The following is a 15312-nucleotide window of genomic DNA, read 5'->3' on the forward strand; positions in this document are numbered from 1 at the left end:
CACCCTGGGGGAGAGGAGCCGCCCGTGCTGATCGGCACATCCGGATGGCAGTACACCGACTGGCGCGACGTCCTCTACCCGCCCGGCGTCCCGCAACGTGCCTGGCTGCAACGCTACGGCGAAGTCTTCACTACCGTCGAGAACAACAACGCCTTCTACCGGCTCCCCAAGCGCACCACCTTCGAGGCCTGGCGCGACAACACCCCACCCGGCTTCGTCATGGCCGTCAAAGCCAGCCGCTACCTCACCCACATGAAACGCCTCAACGACCCCGCCGAACCCGTCGCCCGCCTCATGGCCGCCGCCGGCGGCCTCGACGACAAACTCGGCCCCGTCCTGCTCCAGCTCCCGCCCACCCTGCAGGCCGAACCCGACCGCCTCGACGCATGCCTGCGCCGCTTCCCGGCCGGCGTCCGCGTCGCCGTCGAACCACGCCACCCCACCTGGTGGACCGGCGACGTCCGCCGCGTCCTGGAACACCACGGCGCCGCCCTGTGCTGGGCCGACCGCCTCGGCCGCCCCCTGACACCCCTCTGGCGGACCACCGGCTGGCTCTACCTGCGCTTCCACGAAGGCCCCGCCGACCCCTGGCCCCACTACGACGACGAGACGCTCCGCGCCTGGGCCGACCGCCTCGACGGCGCCGACGACGCCTACGCCTACTTCAACAACGACCCCAGGGGAGCGGCCGTCCGCAACGCCCTGCGCTTCATCGACCTCACGGGCACCTGAATCCCGGCGCCAGATCACCCACGCGGCGCATACATGATCAAGGCGACCCCGGCCAGGCAGACCAGCGCGCCGGCGACGTCCCACCGGTCCGGCCGGAACCCGTCGACCACCACGCCCCACGCCAGCGACCCCGCGACGAACACGCCGCCGTACGCGGCCAGGACCCGGCCGAAGTCGGGGGAGGGCTGCAACGTCGCCACGAACCCGTAGGCCCCGAGGACGGCCACGCCCGCGACGACCCACCACGGCCCGCGATGCTCCCGCCAGCCCTGCCACACCAGCCACGCGCCACCGATCTCCGCCAGCGCGGCCAGCAGGAACAGGGCGATCGAGCGCAGCACGGTCATGCCGATCACCCTAGGGACCCCGCCGCCGTGAACCGCACACCGTCCAGCAAAGGGACAGAGGGACATAAATTGCTCATACAAGACAGAATCCAGCTTCTGTCCGGTATGAGACAGAAACGACTACATACATCGCAAGCGCCCTCAGAAGTACCGCATCGTCGACCAGAGCGCCGCGAGCACCCTTTGACCACGCAGAGCAACCCTTGATCATCGGCGACGCCCGCCCGCGCCGGGTGCGCGCCCCGGCCGGGGAGTGGCCCCGGCCTTGCGGGCTGGAGCCGAGCGAGAGGATGGCGAGCCATGCCCGTACTCGACCGGCCGCCGCACCTCGTTCCGCCGACGGCGGCGGTACGTGACTCGTTCCTCGCCGGGGAACGCGCCGACTGCCTCACCGAGGGCGCCACCGGCGACTGGACGCGGACGCTCGACGCCGCGGCCGCCGACTTCGACGCGTTCGCCGCGCGGGTCCGCGCCGTCAGGCACCGCTGGGGCGTGCCGTACAGCACGTTCTGGTACGTGTCCGGTGAGCACTACATCGGCACCCTGATCATCCGGCATCGGCTCACGCCCGAGCTCGCCGGCGCTGGCGGACACGTCGGCTACCACGTGGTCACGCCCTGGCGCCGCCAAGGCCACGCCACCGCGATGCTCGCCGCCGGCCTCGCCGAATGCCGGCGCCTCGGCCTGGACCGCGTTCTGCTGACGTGCGCCGCCGGCAACGAGCCGTCGCGTCGGGTCATCCTCGCCAACGGCGGCGTGCCGGACGGCCGGCGCCGAGGCGAGGAGCGTTTCTGGATCGCCGTCCCGCGCTGACCGCCGTGCGCGCGGCGTTCTGGCGCGGAACGCCCCTTTCAGCCCAGCTCCCCCAGATGGTCGATAATGAGCATTATGTTAAGTAGAGCTCGGGACCGCGCCTATCCGGTCGCCGAGACGACCGACCGGCTCACGGGGATCGCGCTGCGCTTCGCGTCCGCGCCCGGCAAGGCACGCGGATTCACCTCGACCGGCCTGCGCTCGTTGTGTCGTACCGCGCACACCAGCGACGGCGTCCCGTTGATGAGCGCACGGCGCAGCGGCGAGCGACGACGGCGTTCCCTCGAGGAGAAGGCGGCCGCGCGCATCAGGACGAACCCGCACGCCTTCATCACCTTGATCATCGCCTGATCGGCGGTCGCCCGGCCCGTCCCCCGCGGCTGTTTCGCGCTGCCGCTCCCCCGCATGGCCGAGGACTCCGTCGCTCTGACGCTTCAAAGTGTGCAGCCACCCGCGGACTCACGGGTATGGGACCTCTGCTGCGGCTCAGGCGTTGAAGGTGACGTTCCGGGTTTCGGCAACCGCGGCTGTGCGGCCTGGTGCCGCATGGAGGAAGCGCCAATAGAGGTTGGTGTGGGCGATGACCTGCTCGGGTGGCGGCGCGCCCCACTCGCTCTTGTCCGGTGTGGTGTGGGCGTCTTCGACGAGGGTCACGTCGTAGCCGCGAGTGAAGGCGCCGTGGATGGTGGAGCGGATGCAGACGTCGGTCTCCGCGCCGGCGACGACCAGGTGCCCGATACGGGCGTCGGTGAGGGTGCGGTCGAGGTCGGTGTCCTCGAAGGCGTCGCCGTAGGACTTGGGGACGAGCGGTTCGTCCTCGCGACGTTCCAGTTCCGGGACGTAGCGCCAGGCGTCGCTGCCCTTCTGCAGTTCGGCGTCGGAGTGCTGGACCCAGATGACGGGTCTGTTCTGGGTGCGGGCCTTGGCCGTGAGGGCGGCGATGTTGGCGATGACGGCGTCGCGGTTGTGGGCGTCGGCCATGACGCCGTTCTGGACGTCGATGATGAGCAATGCGGTGTTGGGGCGGTCGGGCAGTGTGGTCATGGCGGCGCTCCCCTGGTCCGGGTGGTTCGGCGGGCAGGGTATTGGACGGCGCCGACAGTCTCGCGAGCCCGGGGCACGGTATGAGGTGACGGTGCCGATGCTCCTCCCCCGGGTCCGGTCCGGGTTGTCCGCTCATGGCAGTAACCGTGCGTTGCAAGAGCGACCCGAAGCGTAGGAGCGGTGAGGCGGTCTTCTCCGGTGGGAGTAGGCGCGGCGGCGGTGTACATCCCGGGGCGTAGCGGGCGGGGGGTCGGTACGCGAAACGCGCAGTGTGGTTCGGGGCTTGCGCAGGATTCGCGGAGGGGGTGCGGGGCCGGAGGATCGTGTCGTGGTTTCCGGCGATCGTTCGTGGGGGTTGTGCTGATGGACCCGTTGATGCTGGCACGGGTGCAGTTCGCGTTGACGGCAGGTTCGCACTTCGTGTTCGTGGCGTTGACGTTGGGGCTGGCGACGCTGGTGGCGTTGATGCAGACCCGGGCGACGTTGTCGGGCCGTGAGGTGCATGGGCGGATGACGCGGTTCTGGGGCCAGCTGTACGTGGTGAATTACGCGGTGGGGATCGTCACGGGGCTGGTGATGGAGTTCCAGTTCGGGCTGAACTGGGAGGGGATGTCGCGGATGACGGGCGGGGTGTTCGGGGCGCCGCTCGCGCTGGAGACGATCGGCGCGTTCTTCGTGGAGTCGACGTTCCTGGGGTTGTGGATCTTCGGGTGGGATCGGCTGAACCGGTGGGTGCACCTGGGGTTGATCTGGGTGGTGACGCTGACGGCGTATCTGTCGGCGTATTTCGTGCTGGTGGCCAACGGGTGGTTGCAGCGTCCGGTGGGTTACGAGATGCGGGACGGGGTGGCGCGGCTGACGGACGCGGGGGCGCTGCTCGGTAATCCGACGGCGTTGCTGGCGTTCGTGCACGTGTTGTTCGGGGGGTTGCTGACGGCGGGGTTCTTCATGGCGGGGGTGAGCGGTTACCACCTGCTGCGCCGGACGGCGGAGGTGGAGTTCTTCCGGCGGTCGATGCGGATGGGCCTGGTGACGGTGATGGCGGCGGTGGTGCCGGTGATGGTCTTCGGGGGGATGCAGTACCGGTACCTGCAGCCGACGAAGACCGGTGGTGACGACGCGGCCGCGGCGGTGGCGGACTTCACGGCGCGGTTCGGGCCGGGCGATTACATGGCGCCGGGGCAGGCGGGCGTCGGTGAGGCGGTGATGACCGGGCTGTGGGCGCTGATGCTGCTGCTGGCGATCGTCGCGCTGGTGAAGGTGTGGTGGGGGCGGTGGCTGGTGCGGGGCCGGGTGTTCCACGTGGTGATGATCTGCGCGGTGCCTCTCCCCTATGCGGCGATGCTGGCGGGCTGGATGTTCCGTGAGGTGGGGCGGCAGCCGTGGATGGTGTACGGGGTGCTGAAGACGCGGGACGCGCTGTCGCCCGGGGTGGGGTCGGGGACGATCGCGGTGTCGTTCGTGGCGTTCACGGCGCTGTTCGCGGTGCTGGTGGGGGTGAACGCGTGGCTGCTGGCGCGGTTCGCGCGGCGGGGTCCGGATGGGGGCGCGCTGGGGGCCGCTCCCCCGGTGGCGCCGTCGGCGCCGGCGGTGACGGCGACGTTCTGATGCTCGGTTTCGTGACGGTGCGACGGGAGTGTGCGTGATGGAGTCGTTGGCGGTTGTGCTGCTGGCGGTGTTCGCCGGCGGGTATCTGGTGCTGGCGGGTGCGGACATCGGGGTGGGGATGCTGCTGCCGTGGCTGGGGCGGGATCAGCGGGAGCGGCGGGTGGTGATCGCGTCGTTCGCGCCGTTCTTCCTCGGGAACGAGGTGTGGCTGGTGGCGTCGGCGGGTCTGGTGGCGGGCGCGTTCCCGGGGTTGGAGCACCGGTTGATGGCGGATCTGTATCCGGTGGTGTCGGTGCTGCTGGTCGGGTGGGTCGTGCGGGACATGGGGCTGTGGCTTCGCGGGCGGGTGGACGCGGCGGGGTGGCGGTCGGTGTGCGACGGGGCGGTGGTCGCGGGGAGCTGGGCGCTGGGGTTGGCGTGGGCGTCGCTGCTGGGGTCGGTGCTGGGCGGCGGGGGCCTGAACGCGGGGAGCGTGCTGGGGTTGCCGTTGGCGGTGCTGTTCGCGTGGCACGGTGCGGGGTTCGCGCGGCTTCGGCTGTCGGGTGATCTGGCGGTGCGGGCGGCGCGGGGCCGTGGCCGGTATGCGGTGTCGGCGGTGGTGCTGGTCGTGGCGTTGGTGGTGGCGGGGTCGCGGTTGCCGTGGTCGGAGGTGGTCGCGGAGGGCGGCGGGTTGTCGTTGACGGCGGTGTCGGCGGTGGTGCTGCTGCCATTGCTGGCGGCGTCGCAGGCGTTGGTGTGGCGGACGTTCTGGGGGCGTGTGGATTCGCCCTCGTACCTGTGAGCCCGGGGGTCGGGGTGAAGGGTGTGGAGCGGCGGCTGCTGGGGCTTCTCCCCCGGCGGGTGCTGGTGGGGTTGGGTGTGCTGGCGGCGGGTCAGGGTGTGCTGCTGGTGGTGGCGGCGGGTCTGCTGGCGCGGGCGGTGGCGGGCCTGGACGCGGGGGTGCTGCCGTGGCTGGTGGCGGCGGTGGCGGGCCGGGGGGTGCTGGCGTGGGTGTCGTCGTTGGTGGCGGGGCGTGCGGCGGCCGGGGTGAAGCGAGGGTTGCGGGAGGCGCTGCTTGCGGGCGGGGCGGTGGACGCGGGGGCGCGGGTGACGTTGCTGACGCGGGGGCTGGACGCGGTGGACCCGTTCTTCACCGGGTACGTGCCGCAGTTGCTGGCGGCGTGCGTGGTGCCGCCGCTGGTGGTGGCGCGGTTGTTGGCGGCGGACTGGGCGTCGGCTGTGGTGGTGCTGGTGACGTTGCCGCTGGTGCCGGTGTTCGGTGCTCTGGTGGGGTTGCGGACGGCGGCGTTGACGGGGCGGCAGTGGGCGTCGCTGCATCGGCTCGGGGGGCATTTCCGGGACGTGGTGGCGGGGTTGTCGACGTTGCGGGCGTTCGGGCGGACGGGGCATCAGTCGGGGGTGGTGCGGGCGCTGGCGGAGGAGCACCGGCGGGCGACGGCGGGGGCGTTGCGGGTGGCGTTCTTGTCGTCGCTGGTGCTGGAGTCGGTGTGCGCGTTGTCGGTGGCGCTGGTGGCGGTGCCGGTGGGGTTGCGGTTGCTGAACGGCGGGATGGTGTTGTCGACGGGGCTGCTGGTGCTGGTGCTGACGCCGGAGGCGTATCTGCCGTTGCGGGCGCTGGGGGCGCGGTTCCATGCCAGTGCGGAGGGGGTGGCGGCGGCCGAGGAGGCGTTCGCGGTGCAGGACGCCCCGCCGGCGGCGCCGGCGGGGCGGGCGGTGGTGTCCGCGGCGGTGCCGGAGATCGTGCTGGATCGGGTGACGGTGCGGTATCCGGGTGCGGGGCGGGCGGCGTTGGAGGAGGTGTCGTTGCGGGTCGGGGCGGGTGAGCGGGTCGCGGTGACGGGGCCGTCGGGTGCGGGGAAGTCGACGTTGCTGCTGGTGGTGGCGGGGTTGGTGGCTCCGGTGTCGGGGCGGGTTCTGGTGGACGGGGTGGATCTGGCGGAGCTGGATCCGGTGGCGTGGCGGCGGCGCCTGGGGTGGGTGCCGCAGCGTCCGCATCTGTTCGCGGCGTCGGTGGCCGACAACATCCGGCTCGGTGATCCGGCCGCGGGGCCGGAGCGGGTGGTGGAGGCGGCGCGGGCGGCGGTCGCGGACGGGTTCGTCGGGGAGATGCCGCAGGGGTATGCGACGGTGCTGGGTGAGGGCGGTGCGGGGGTGTCGGCGGGGCAGCGTCAGCGGCTGGCGGTGGCGCGGGCGTATCTGGCGGGTGGTCCGGTGATGCTGCTGGACGAGCCGACGGCGCGGTTGGACGTGGCCAGTGAGCGGGCGCTGGTGGAGGGTGCGGCGCGGTTGCTGGAGGGGCGGACGGCGCTGGTGGTGGCGCATCGTCCGGCGTTGCTGTCGCTGGCGGACCGGGTGGTGCGGCTGCAGGACGGCCGCCTGTCGGAGCCTGTGTCGGGGCGGGGTCGGTCGGGTGTCGTTGAGGGAGGCAGGGCGGCATGAAGGGGCTGTGGGGCGCGGTGCGGCCGCATGCGGTGCGGCTGGTGGCGGCGGCGCTGGCGGGTGTGGCGGCGGAGGTGTGCGGGCTGGCGCTGGTCGCGACGGCGGCGTGGCTGATCGCGCGGGCGTCGCAGCGTCCGGAGCTGGCGGTGCTGTCGGTGGCGATCGTGGCGGTGCGGGGGTTCGCGCTGGCGAAGGGGTCGCTGCGGTACGTCGAGCGGCTGGCGGGTCATGACGCGACGTTGCGGGCGCTGGCGGAGTTGCGGGGGCGGGTGTTCGACGCGCTGGCGGCGCGGCGGCGGGCGGATGCGGGGCTGCGGGACGGCGGGGCGCTGACGCGGATGGTGTCGGACGTGGAGGCGGTGCAGGACCTGCTGTTGCGGTGCGTGCTGCCGGGGGTCGCGGCGGTGGTGTGCGGGGTCGTGGGCGTGGCGGTGTGCGGGTTGGTGGCGCCGGGGTCGGCGGTGGTGCTGGCGGTGGGTGTGCTGGTGGCGGGTCCGGTCTTGGCGTCGGTGGGGGCGCGGGCGGCCGGTCGGGCGGGGGCGAGGGTCGCGGCGGGGCGCGAGGAGCTGGCGGTGCGGGCGCTGGACGTCCTGGAGGGTGCGGCGGACTTGGCGGTGTTCGGTGCGGAGGGGCGGTTCGCGGCGGCGGCCGGGGACGCGGCGGCGGAGCTGCGGCGGGCCGAGCGTGCGGCGGCGCGGGTGTCGGCGCTGGTGGCCGGGGCGGGTGTGGTGGTGCAGGGGTGCACGGTGGCGGCGGTCGTGTGGGCGGCTTTCGGGGGCGGTGCGGATCAGGTGGGGGCGGCGGTGGCGGCTTTGTCGGCGCTGGTGGCCGTCGAGGCGGTGCTGCCGCTGGCGGGGGCCGCGCAGCGGTGGCGGGAGGTGTGGCCGGCGGTGCGGCGGGTGGAGTCGGTGCTGGCCGCTCCCCCGGCGTCGCGCCTGCCGGGTCCATCGTGTCCGGTGGCGGTGGCGCGGGGGCCGCTGGCGGTGGAACTGCTGGGTGTGCGGGTGTGCTACGCGGACGGTGATGGTGCAGCGGGTCGCGGGGCGGGTCGGGGGCGGGCGGCGCTGGACGGGGTGGATCTGCGGGTGGAGCGGGGCCGGCGGGTGGCGGTGGTGGGCGCCAGCGGTGCGGGCAAGAGCACGCTGCTGGGGGCGGTGTCGGGTGAGGTGGTTCCGCAGGCGGGCTCGGTGCTGCTCGGAGGGCATGATGTGGACCGGTACGGCGCGGGGGGCGCGGTGCGGGGGTTGATGCAGGACGCGCACGTGTTCGCGGGGTCGGTGCGGGCGAACCTGCTGCTGGCGCGTCCGGACGCGACGGACGGCGAGCTGGAGGCGGCGGCGCGGCGGGCGCGGTTCCTGGAGGTGGTGCGGGCGCTGCCGGACGGGTGGGACACGCCGGTCGGGACGGGCGGGCACGGGTTGTCGGGCGGGCAGCGGCAGCGGTTGCTGCTGGCGCGGGCGCTGCTGGCCGATCCGCCGGTGCTGGTGCTGGACGAGCCGGCGGAGGCGCTGGATCCGGTGATGGCCGACGCGGTCGTCCGGGATCTGCTGGCGGCGCCGGGCGGCGGGACGCTGCTGCTGGTGACGCACCGGTTGGCGGCGCTGGACGCCGCGGACGAGGTGGTGGTGATGGACCGCGGCCGGGTGGTGCAGCGGGGCCGTCACGACGAGCTGGTGGCGGTGCCGGGCCCGTACCGGGATCTGTGGGACGCCGAGCTGCTGGCCGCCTGACCCGGCTCCTCCCCCGATCCGGCGTGAGCCGGGCGCTCTGGAGGCGGCGGGTCAGGTGAGGTCGCGGAGGGCGGCGGCGATCGCGGCGACGCCGTCGTCGATGGCCGAGGGGGCGGTGGCGGCGTAGCCGAGGACGAGGCCGGGCGGGGCCGGCCGCTGGGCGTGCCAGGACAGCGGCTGGGTCTTGACGCCGCGGCCGAGGGCGGCTGCGGCCAGGTCGGCGTCCCCGAGGGCGGGGCGGCCGGGGAAGGTGACCAGCAGGTGCAGGCCGGCGGCGGCGCCGTGCACGACGGCGCCGGGCAGCCGTGCGCGGATCGCGGCGATCATCGCGTCGCGGCGGGCGCGGTGGCGGCGGCGCAGGGTCCGCAGCTGCCGTTCCATCTCGCCCGACTCCATCAGGTCGGCGAGGACGAGTTGGGGCAGCGCGGCGTTGCCGAGGTCGGCGAAGCGCTTGGCGTCCACGAGCGCGTCGCGGTGGCGGGGCGGGGCGAGGACCCAGCCGGTGCGCAGCGCGGGCGCGAGCAGCTTGGAGACGCTGCCGGCGTAGAAGACGCGGTCGGTCAGCAGGGCGCGCAGCGCGGGGACGGGGGGCCGGTCGTAGCGGTGCTCGGCGTCGTAGTCGTCCTCGATGATCAGGCCGCCGGCGGTGGCCCAGTCCCTCAGCTCGCGGCGCCGGGTGCCGGACAGGACGGTGCCGGTCGGGAACTGGTGGGCGGGGGTGAGCAGGACGGCGGGGGCGCCGGTGCCGTGCAGGGCGTCGACGCGGACGCCGTGGTCGTCGACGGGGACGGGCGGGGTGCGCATCCCCCAGTGGTCCAGGTGCTGGCGGGTGCCCAGGGAGCCGGGGTCCTCGACGGCGACGGTGTCGACGCCGGTGTCGCGCAGCACCTGGGAGAGAAGGCCGAGGGCCTGGGCGGTGCCGGCGACGATGACGATGTCGGCGGGGTCGGCGCGGATGCCGCGGTTGCGGGCCAGCCAGCCGGCGACGGCGGTGCGCAGCGCGGGCGTGCCGCGCGGGTCGCCGTAGCCGAAGGACGGTGCCGCCAGTGCGGACAGGACGCGGCGTTCGGCGCGCAGCCACGCGGCGCGCGGGAAGGCGGCCAGGTCCGGGACGCCGGGCGACAGGTCGATGCGGGCGGGTGCGGCGCGCAGGACGTCGAACGCCTCGGTGCCGGGCCGGGCGGGGAACACCGGGCGCGGCGGTTCCGGCGGGCCGGGGCGGGCGGGTGCGCGGGCGGGCGAGGGTGGTGGGGCGGTGAGGGGCGCGGCGACGACGATGGTGCCGGCGCGGCCGCGTCCGGCGACGTGGCCGTCGTCGATGAGCCGCTGGTAGGCGTCGGTGACCACGCCGCGCGAGACGTGCAGGTCGGCGGCCAGGACGCGGGTGGCGGGCAGGCGGCTGCCGACGGGCAGGCGGCCGTCGGCGATCGCCTCGCGCAGCCGCCGGGCGAGCCACTCGGCCATGCCGCCCGGCGGCGCCTCGGCGGCGTCGAGCTGGAGGAAGTCCGCCCCGGTGCCCGCTCCTGTGGCCGGTCGGGTCGCGGGCCCGCCGCCCGAGGCCGGGCCGTCCCCGCCACCGGTTATGGCCTGGTCGGACACGCCGTCTTTGGACCTGTGCATCGGGCCATTGTGGCGGGACGGTGGGCACATGGAAACAGCGACCGCTCCCGGGCATCCCTCCGGCCAGGCGCCCGGCCGACCATCAGGTCAGGGATCCGGCACCGTCCACGGCTATGTGCACGGCTATTCGGAGCATGAGACCCGGCGGCTCGGCGACCAGGCCGACACCCTCGCCGCGCTGCTGCACGGCGCCTCCGACGGCCAGGCCGGGACCGCCTACCCGCCCGGTGCCCGCGTCCTGGAGGTCGGCTGCGGCGTCGGCGCCCAGACCGTCCACCTGCTGGCGTCCTCCCCCGGCGCGGACCTCACCGCCGTCGACGTGTCCGCCGCGTCGCTCGCGCGGGCGCGCGACCGCGTCGCCGCCCGCTTCCCGGCCGCGCGGGTGCGGTGGCTGCGGGCCGACCTGCACGACCTGCCGTTCCCCGGCGGCGCGTTCGACCACCTGTTCGTCTGCTTCGTGCTGGAGCACCTGGCCGACCCGGCCGCCGCGCTCGCCGGGCTGCGGCGGGTCCTGCGGCCCGGCGGCACCCTCACCGTCATCGAGGGCGATCACGGGTCGGCGTTCTTCCACCCCGACAGCGCCGCCGGCCGCGCCGCGATCGGCCACCAGGTCCGGCTGCAGGCCGCCGCGGGCGGTGACGCGCTCATCGGCCGCCGGCTGCACCCGCTGCTGACCGCCGCCGGATACCGGCAGGTCACGGTGCGGCCCCGCACCGTGTACGCCGACCAGAGCCGCCCGGCGCTGGTCGAGGGGTTCACCCGCGACACCTTCACCGCGATGGTTCGGGCCGTCCGCGACGACGCGGTCGCGGCGGGCCTCACCACGCCGGAGGAGTTCGACCGCGGCATCGCCGACCTGCGCCGCACCGCCGGCGAGGGCGGCACGTTCCACTACACCTTCTTCAAGGGCACCGCCGTCAACCCCGCCGACTCTCACGAGCCGCCGGACGGCGCGCCGCCGCACTGAACATGATCGGGGCCGAGCATGCGTCGGGCCCCGCAGCGGCGGGGCCCGATGCGAAGCGGAAGGGCGGGGTCACTCGGGCAGCAGCGGACCCAGCGGCCCGAGGTCGAGGTTCAGGTCGCCGTCCTCCAGGTCGAAGTGGTCCTTGAGGCGGGTCATCGCCTCGTCCAGGCGCATCAGCGCCAGCCCGAGCCGCTCGATCTGCTCGTCGGTGAGGTCGCCGCCCTCCGCGCGGCGCAGCGCCTGCCGCTCCATCAGCTGCCGGACCAGCTCCACCAGTGTCAGCACCAGCTTCACCAGGTCCCGCTCGACGGTCTCGGGGTCGGTGCGCAGCCGCTGCATCGTGCGCGACGACCGCTCCCGCAGAGCCTCGGCGTGCGCGGACGCGCGGGTCGCGCGGACCGGGGCGTCGCCGGCCGCGCCGCCGGTGCGGCCGGCGAGGATGTCGTCGGTGAGCGGGTCGCCCGCCGCGGGGTCGCGCACCGACACCTCACCCGACACCGGCGCGCGTTCCCCGGTGCGGGGCCGTCCGGTCGCGGGGCCGGGGCGGTGGTCGCGGGGTGTGGGGTTCACCGTTCCTCCTCGCGCAGCATCTCGTCGCCGCGCAGCAGCTCGTCGCGGACCGAGGTGACCAGCGCGCGCAGCGACACCCGCACCAGGTCGACGTCCGCGATGGAGATGACCAGGTCACCGGCGATCATCACGCCGCCGGCCAGCAGCCGGTCCAGCAGGTCGACCAGCGCGACCCGCTCCAGCGGGACGTCGCGGCCGGTGTCCAGGACGGCCGTCACCGCACCGCCCCCTCGGCCGCCCGCGCGGACCCGGTCCCTGCTTCGGTGTCGGCTTCGGTCTCGGCGGTGTCGATGAAGGAGTAGGGCGGCCACGGCCCCGTCACCTCCACCTCGATGCCCGGCCACCGCTCCCCCGCCGCCCGCGCCGCCTCCGCGAACGCCTCCGCGTCGCCGGCCTCCAGCAGGTAGGCGGCGTTGAGGATCTGCACGCCGTCGCGGCCCGACAGCTTGGGGTCCTGCGGCGGATGGTGGCGGGCGGCGACGGCGAGTTCGGCGAGGCGGTCGTGGATCGCCGCGGCCTGCTCGCCGACCTTGCGGCCCGCGTCGGCGCGGCGGCGCCGCTCGTCCTGGCGGCGCCGCAGGTAGGCCGTCCCCGCCCCGCCCGCGCCGGACTGCGCCGCGGACGCGGCGGACGCGGCGGACGCGGGAGGTTCGGCGGGCTGCGCGGGTTCGAGGGCCTCGCGGTGCGCGTAAACCTTGACGCCCCACTCGGCGCGGCCGGCCACCCGGTCCAGCGCCCGGGCGAACCGGTCGCCCTGCTCGGCGAGCACCTGCGCGACCCGGGCGTCGTCGCGGTAGATCGTGGCGATCCGCACCGGCGCGGTCGGCGCGGCGTGCGCCGACCGGTCCACCACGTCGTGGTGGGCGCGGGCGGTCTCCTCCAGCCACGCCAGGTCCTCCAGGTTCTCGCGCAGCGCCGCCTCGCCGTACTGGTCCAGGCGGACGGTGCTGACCAGCGCGGTCAGCGCCCCCTCCGCGGCCGTGTGCACGACGGTGCGCACGGCCGCGCCGCCCACCCCGGCGGCGCCGTCCAGCGCCGCCGGGTCCAGGCCCCGCGCCACCCCGTACAGGTAGACGGCGAGGCCGTCGCCGGCGGTGTCGTGGTCGGTCACGATCCGGCCTCCTTCCCCTCGGCGCGGCGGGCCCCGGAGCCCTCGGAACCGGACGCGGCGGGGGCGTCGCCCGCCTCCAGTGCGGCCAGCCGCTCGCGCAGCCGCCGGTTCTCCTCCAGCAGATCCCGGTCCGCGCCGCCCTCCACGTGCCCGTCGCCGGACTTCGGCGCGCGGGCCTTCGACGACAGCGACGGGTCGTGCTCCCACCAGTCGATGCCCATCTCCCGGGCGCGGTCGACCGAGGCCACCAGCAGCCGCAGTTTGATCGTCAGCAGCTCGATGTCCAGCAGGTTCACCCGGACGTCACCGACGATCACGATGCCCTTGTCCAGGATCCGCTCCAGCAGGTCGGCCAGGTTCGCCCCCTGCCGCTCCCCGGCCGTCGACCGGGCGGGCCCCCGCGAGCCGGTCCAGGAGATCTCGCTCAATGGTCCTCAGTCCCTCTCCACTCGTCCGCGCGGGTACCGGCGCACGCGCCGGTAGGACACCAGTTCGCCGTCCGCGTCGACCTCGGTGTCGTAGATGGCGAGGATGTCGGCGGAGTCGGGGATGCGGTGGGTCTCCACCACCTCCACGGCCACCCGCCAGCCGTCCTCGCCGGCCCGCTCGAGGCCGACGACGCTCTCGGCGGCGCGGCCGGTCATGGCCGTCACGTGCTCGGCCGCCCGCTTGGCGGCCTCGGACGCCGACATCATCACTGGTCTCCCTCCACGCGCCGCGCCGCTACAGGCCGCGGGCGCGGCCCTCGTGCAGGCGGGCGATCAGTTCCTCCTCGCGGGCGGCGGCCTCGTCCTCGCCGATCTCGCCCGCGGCGACCTCGTCGGCGATCTGCTGCATCTCGGCGGCGATCTTGCCGGGGTCGTACAGTTCCTGCTCGGCCTGCTCGGTGAGCACCTCCGCCAGCCACATCACCCCGCGCACGGGCGCCAGCGGCAGCGTCACCAGGCCGGTGAACAGGCCCATTCACGCCTCCGGGACGAAGTCGTAGGGCGGCAGCGGCCCGACCAGCCGCAGCCGGATCCGGTCGGTGTGGGACTCGCCGAGCTTCTCCACGACCTTCTCGAACTCCTCGCGGCGGTCGGCGCGCACCAGGAACGAGGCGTCCAGGACGTCCTCCTCGCGGGCGGGCGTCTTGCGCACGAACGCCTCGGCCGCGGGCGCGGCCGCCTCCAGCAGCACCTGCCCGTCGTGCTCGCGGCGCCGGTCCATCGCCTGCGCGATCAGCTCGCCGAGGCGGACCTGGTCGTAGTAGACGGCGTCGGCGACGTCCGCGGGGACCTCCCGCAGCCGCCGCGACAGCTCGGCGACCTCCGGCTCGGCTTGCATGATCTCCCGCAGGACCGTGTCCTCGACGTAGGTGGCCTTCAGCCGCAGCTCCACCCGGCCCTCCAGCTGGTCCATGACCTGCCCGAGCCGGTCGGAGTTGCCCTCCAGCAGCTCCTTGCGGACCGCGGCGCGGTCCGACAGCGCGGCGCCGAACCGGAACGGCAGCACCACCATGCCCGCGTCCAGCAGCGCGTTCAGCACCCGCTGGTGCGCCACCAGGTCGGCGCGCTCGCCCAGCGGGCGGCCCGCCGGCAGGTCGCTGACGACGGCGGCGCAGCGCCCGCCGTCCTCCACCAGCGTGACCGGCCGGTCGTCCAGTCCCGCCACGTCGGCGGGCAGGGAGGCGCCTGCGCGCGTCACCCCGTACACGTACTGGGGGGTCCTGTCCTCACCGGGTTCGTTCGGGGAGGTCATTCGTCGTCCTCCTTCTTGCTGGACGACCGCCGCCGCGCGGGCTGCTTGTCCTTGTCCTCGTCCTCTTGGTCATCGTCGGAGCCGCCGCCGAAGGTCTCCTTCAGCCGCTCGCCGGCGCCTTCCAGCGCGCCCCTGGTCTTCTTCTTCGCGCCCGACTCCTGCATGCCCTCCACGAACTGCGGAAGGCCCTGCGAGGTGCCGTCGTGGGCGATGTCGAGGCGGTTCACCGCCTTGGCGAACCGCAGGTAGGTGTCCACGCTCGCCACCACGATCCGCACGTCGACCGTCAGGATCTCGATGCCGACCAGCGACACTCGGGCGTAGATGTCGATGACCAGACCCTTCTCCAGGATCAGGTCGACGACGTCGGCGAGGCTGCTGCTGCCGCCACCGCCGCCGCGCTGGACGGTGCTGGTGCCCGAGGTCTGCTGGGCTATCGGCCCAGTCATGTCATCTCCTTGTCCGGGGGAAAACGTTCATGCACCCCTCTACCCGCCTCGACCTGTCTAAACGGGCATTCCGGTTTCGGTCAGGCGCCGGTCAAGCGGCATGCCGCGCCCCCGGGACCCTCCGTGCGGGACGGTCCCGGGG

19 protein-coding genes are annotated in these 15312 nt (G+C 74.4%); 8 read left to right on the top strand and 11 right to left on the bottom strand.

Annotated elements, in window-relative coordinates; translation table 11 throughout:
- Positions 1 to 24 precede the first annotated feature (24 nt).
- Positions 25 to 732 carry a DUF72 domain-containing protein gene (locus tag J4557_RS25585; protein ID WP_307800207.1) on the top strand — a complete coding sequence of 236 codons (708 nt, stop codon included), beginning with the start codon at positions 25 to 27 and terminating at the stop codon, positions 730 to 732.
- A gap of 14 nt (positions 733 to 746) precedes the next feature.
- Here J4557_RS25585 and J4557_RS25590 read toward each other — a convergent pair whose 3' ends face one another.
- Positions 747 to 1079 (bottom strand): YnfA family protein, encoded by a 333-nt coding sequence (locus J4557_RS25590; RefSeq protein WP_208269262.1) that lies wholly within the window; start codon positions 1077 to 1079, stop codon positions 747 to 749.
- Between the two features lie 300 nt (positions 1080 to 1379).
- Between J4557_RS25590 and J4557_RS25595 the strand changes: the two genes are divergently transcribed.
- Both J4557_RS25595 and J4557_RS25600 read left to right on the top strand, forming a co-directional pair.
- A complete protein-coding gene (locus tag J4557_RS25595; protein WP_208269263.1) occupies positions 1380 to 1892 on the top strand; it encodes a GNAT family N-acetyltransferase in 513 nt (170 codons plus the stop codon).
- Between the two features lie 75 nt (positions 1893 to 1967).
- A complete protein-coding gene (locus J4557_RS25600; RefSeq protein WP_208269264.1) occupies positions 1968 to 2243 on the top strand; it encodes an FBP domain-containing protein in 276 nt (91 codons plus the stop codon).
- Between the two features lie 135 nt (positions 2244 to 2378).
- Here J4557_RS25600 and J4557_RS25605 read toward each other — a convergent pair whose 3' ends face one another.
- Positions 2379 to 2936 carry a cysteine hydrolase family protein gene (locus J4557_RS25605; protein WP_208269265.1) on the bottom strand — a complete coding sequence of 186 codons (558 nt, stop codon included), beginning with the start codon at positions 2934 to 2936 and terminating at the stop codon, positions 2379 to 2381.
- Positions 2937 to 3299: 363 nt separating this feature from the next.
- Between J4557_RS25605 and J4557_RS25610 the strand changes: the two genes are divergently transcribed.
- From J4557_RS25610 to cydC, 4 genes are read left to right on the top strand one after another with little or no spacing between them, the layout of a single operon-like run.
- Positions 3300 to 4544, top strand: a complete 1245-nt coding sequence (locus J4557_RS25610) for a cytochrome ubiquinol oxidase subunit I (protein WP_208269266.1) — start codon at positions 3300 to 3302, stop codon at positions 4542 to 4544.
- A 37-nt stretch (positions 4545 to 4581) separates the two neighbouring features.
- Positions 4582 to 5325 carry a cytochrome d ubiquinol oxidase subunit II gene (locus J4557_RS25615; RefSeq protein ID WP_243776316.1) on the top strand — a complete coding sequence of 248 codons (744 nt, stop codon included), beginning with the start codon at positions 4582 to 4584 and terminating at the stop codon, positions 5323 to 5325.
- Between the two features lie 23 nt (positions 5326 to 5348).
- Positions 5349 to 6983 (top strand): thiol reductant ABC exporter subunit CydD, encoded by a 1635-nt coding sequence (cydD, locus tag J4557_RS25620; RefSeq protein WP_307800209.1) that lies wholly within the window; start codon positions 5349 to 5351, stop codon positions 6981 to 6983.
- The gene (gene cydC / locus J4557_RS25625; protein WP_208269268.1) at positions 6980 to 8713 is read left to right on the top strand and encodes a thiol reductant ABC exporter subunit CydC; all 1734 of its coding nucleotides are present in this window, start codon (positions 6980 to 6982) and stop codon (positions 8711 to 8713) included. Before cydD ends, cydC begins: the two co-directional genes overlap by 4 nt.
- Before the next feature lie 51 nt (positions 8714 to 8764).
- Here the strand turns inward: cydC and pdxR are convergent, their stop codons facing one another.
- Entirely contained in the window at positions 8765 to 10333 is a 1569-nt protein-coding gene (pdxR, locus tag J4557_RS25630) for a MocR-like pyridoxine biosynthesis transcription factor PdxR (RefSeq protein ID WP_208269269.1), read from the bottom strand.
- A 28-nt stretch (positions 10334 to 10361) separates the two neighbouring features.
- Here pdxR and J4557_RS25635 point away from each other — a divergent pair, with 28 nt between their 5' ends.
- Entirely contained in the window at positions 10362 to 11300 is a 939-nt protein-coding gene (locus J4557_RS25635) for an L-histidine N(alpha)-methyltransferase (protein ID WP_208269270.1), read from the top strand.
- 69 nt (positions 11301 to 11369) lie between these two features.
- Here the strand turns inward: J4557_RS25635 and J4557_RS51730 are convergent, their stop codons facing one another.
- Genes J4557_RS51730 through gvpJ form a run of 8 tightly spaced genes read right to left on the bottom strand, consistent with a single transcriptional unit; the run spans position 11370 to position 15170 of the window.
- Positions 11370 to 11870, bottom strand: a complete 501-nt coding sequence (locus J4557_RS51730) for a gas vesicle protein K (RefSeq protein WP_307800210.1) — start codon at positions 11868 to 11870, stop codon at positions 11370 to 11372.
- Entirely contained in the window at positions 11867 to 12088 is a 222-nt protein-coding gene (locus J4557_RS25645) for a gas vesicle protein (protein WP_208269271.1), read from the bottom strand. The genes J4557_RS51730 and J4557_RS25645 overlap by 4 nt, the downstream gene beginning before the upstream one ends.
- Positions 12085 to 12981, bottom strand: a complete 897-nt coding sequence (locus J4557_RS25650; protein WP_208269272.1) for a GvpL/GvpF family gas vesicle protein — start codon at positions 12979 to 12981, stop codon at positions 12085 to 12087. The genes J4557_RS25645 and J4557_RS25650 overlap by 4 nt, the downstream gene beginning before the upstream one ends.
- The gene (locus tag J4557_RS25655; RefSeq protein WP_208269273.1) at positions 12978 to 13409 is read right to left on the bottom strand and encodes a gas vesicle protein; all 432 of its coding nucleotides are present in this window, start codon (positions 13407 to 13409) and stop codon (positions 12978 to 12980) included. The genes J4557_RS25650 and J4557_RS25655 overlap by 4 nt, the downstream gene beginning before the upstream one ends.
- Positions 13410 to 13415: 6 nt before the next feature.
- Positions 13416 to 13676 carry a gas vesicle protein GvpO gene (gvpO, locus tag J4557_RS25660; protein WP_208269274.1) on the bottom strand — a complete coding sequence of 87 codons (261 nt, stop codon included), beginning with the start codon at positions 13674 to 13676 and terminating at the stop codon, positions 13416 to 13418.
- A gap of 28 nt (positions 13677 to 13704) precedes the next feature.
- On the bottom strand, positions 13705 to 13944 hold the full coding sequence (locus J4557_RS25665; protein WP_208269275.1) for a gas vesicle protein GvpG: 240 nt from the start codon (positions 13942 to 13944) through the stop codon (positions 13705 to 13707).
- Positions 13945 to 14721: a GvpL/GvpF family gas vesicle protein gene (locus J4557_RS25670; RefSeq protein ID WP_208269276.1), complete on the bottom strand. Its 777-nt coding sequence runs from the start codon at positions 14719 to 14721 to the stop codon at positions 13945 to 13947.
- Positions 14718 to 15170 carry a gas vesicle protein GvpJ gene (gvpJ, locus tag J4557_RS25675; RefSeq protein ID WP_208269277.1) on the bottom strand — a complete coding sequence of 151 codons (453 nt, stop codon included), beginning with the start codon at positions 15168 to 15170 and terminating at the stop codon, positions 14718 to 14720. Before gvpJ ends, J4557_RS25670 begins: the two co-directional genes overlap by 4 nt.
- Positions 15171 to 15312 lie beyond the last annotated feature (142 nt).

The sequence above is a fragment of the Actinomadura nitritigenes genome, assembly GCF_017573545.1.
GTDB lineage: Bacteria > Actinomycetota > Actinomycetes > Streptosporangiales > Streptosporangiaceae > Spirillospora > Spirillospora nitritigenes.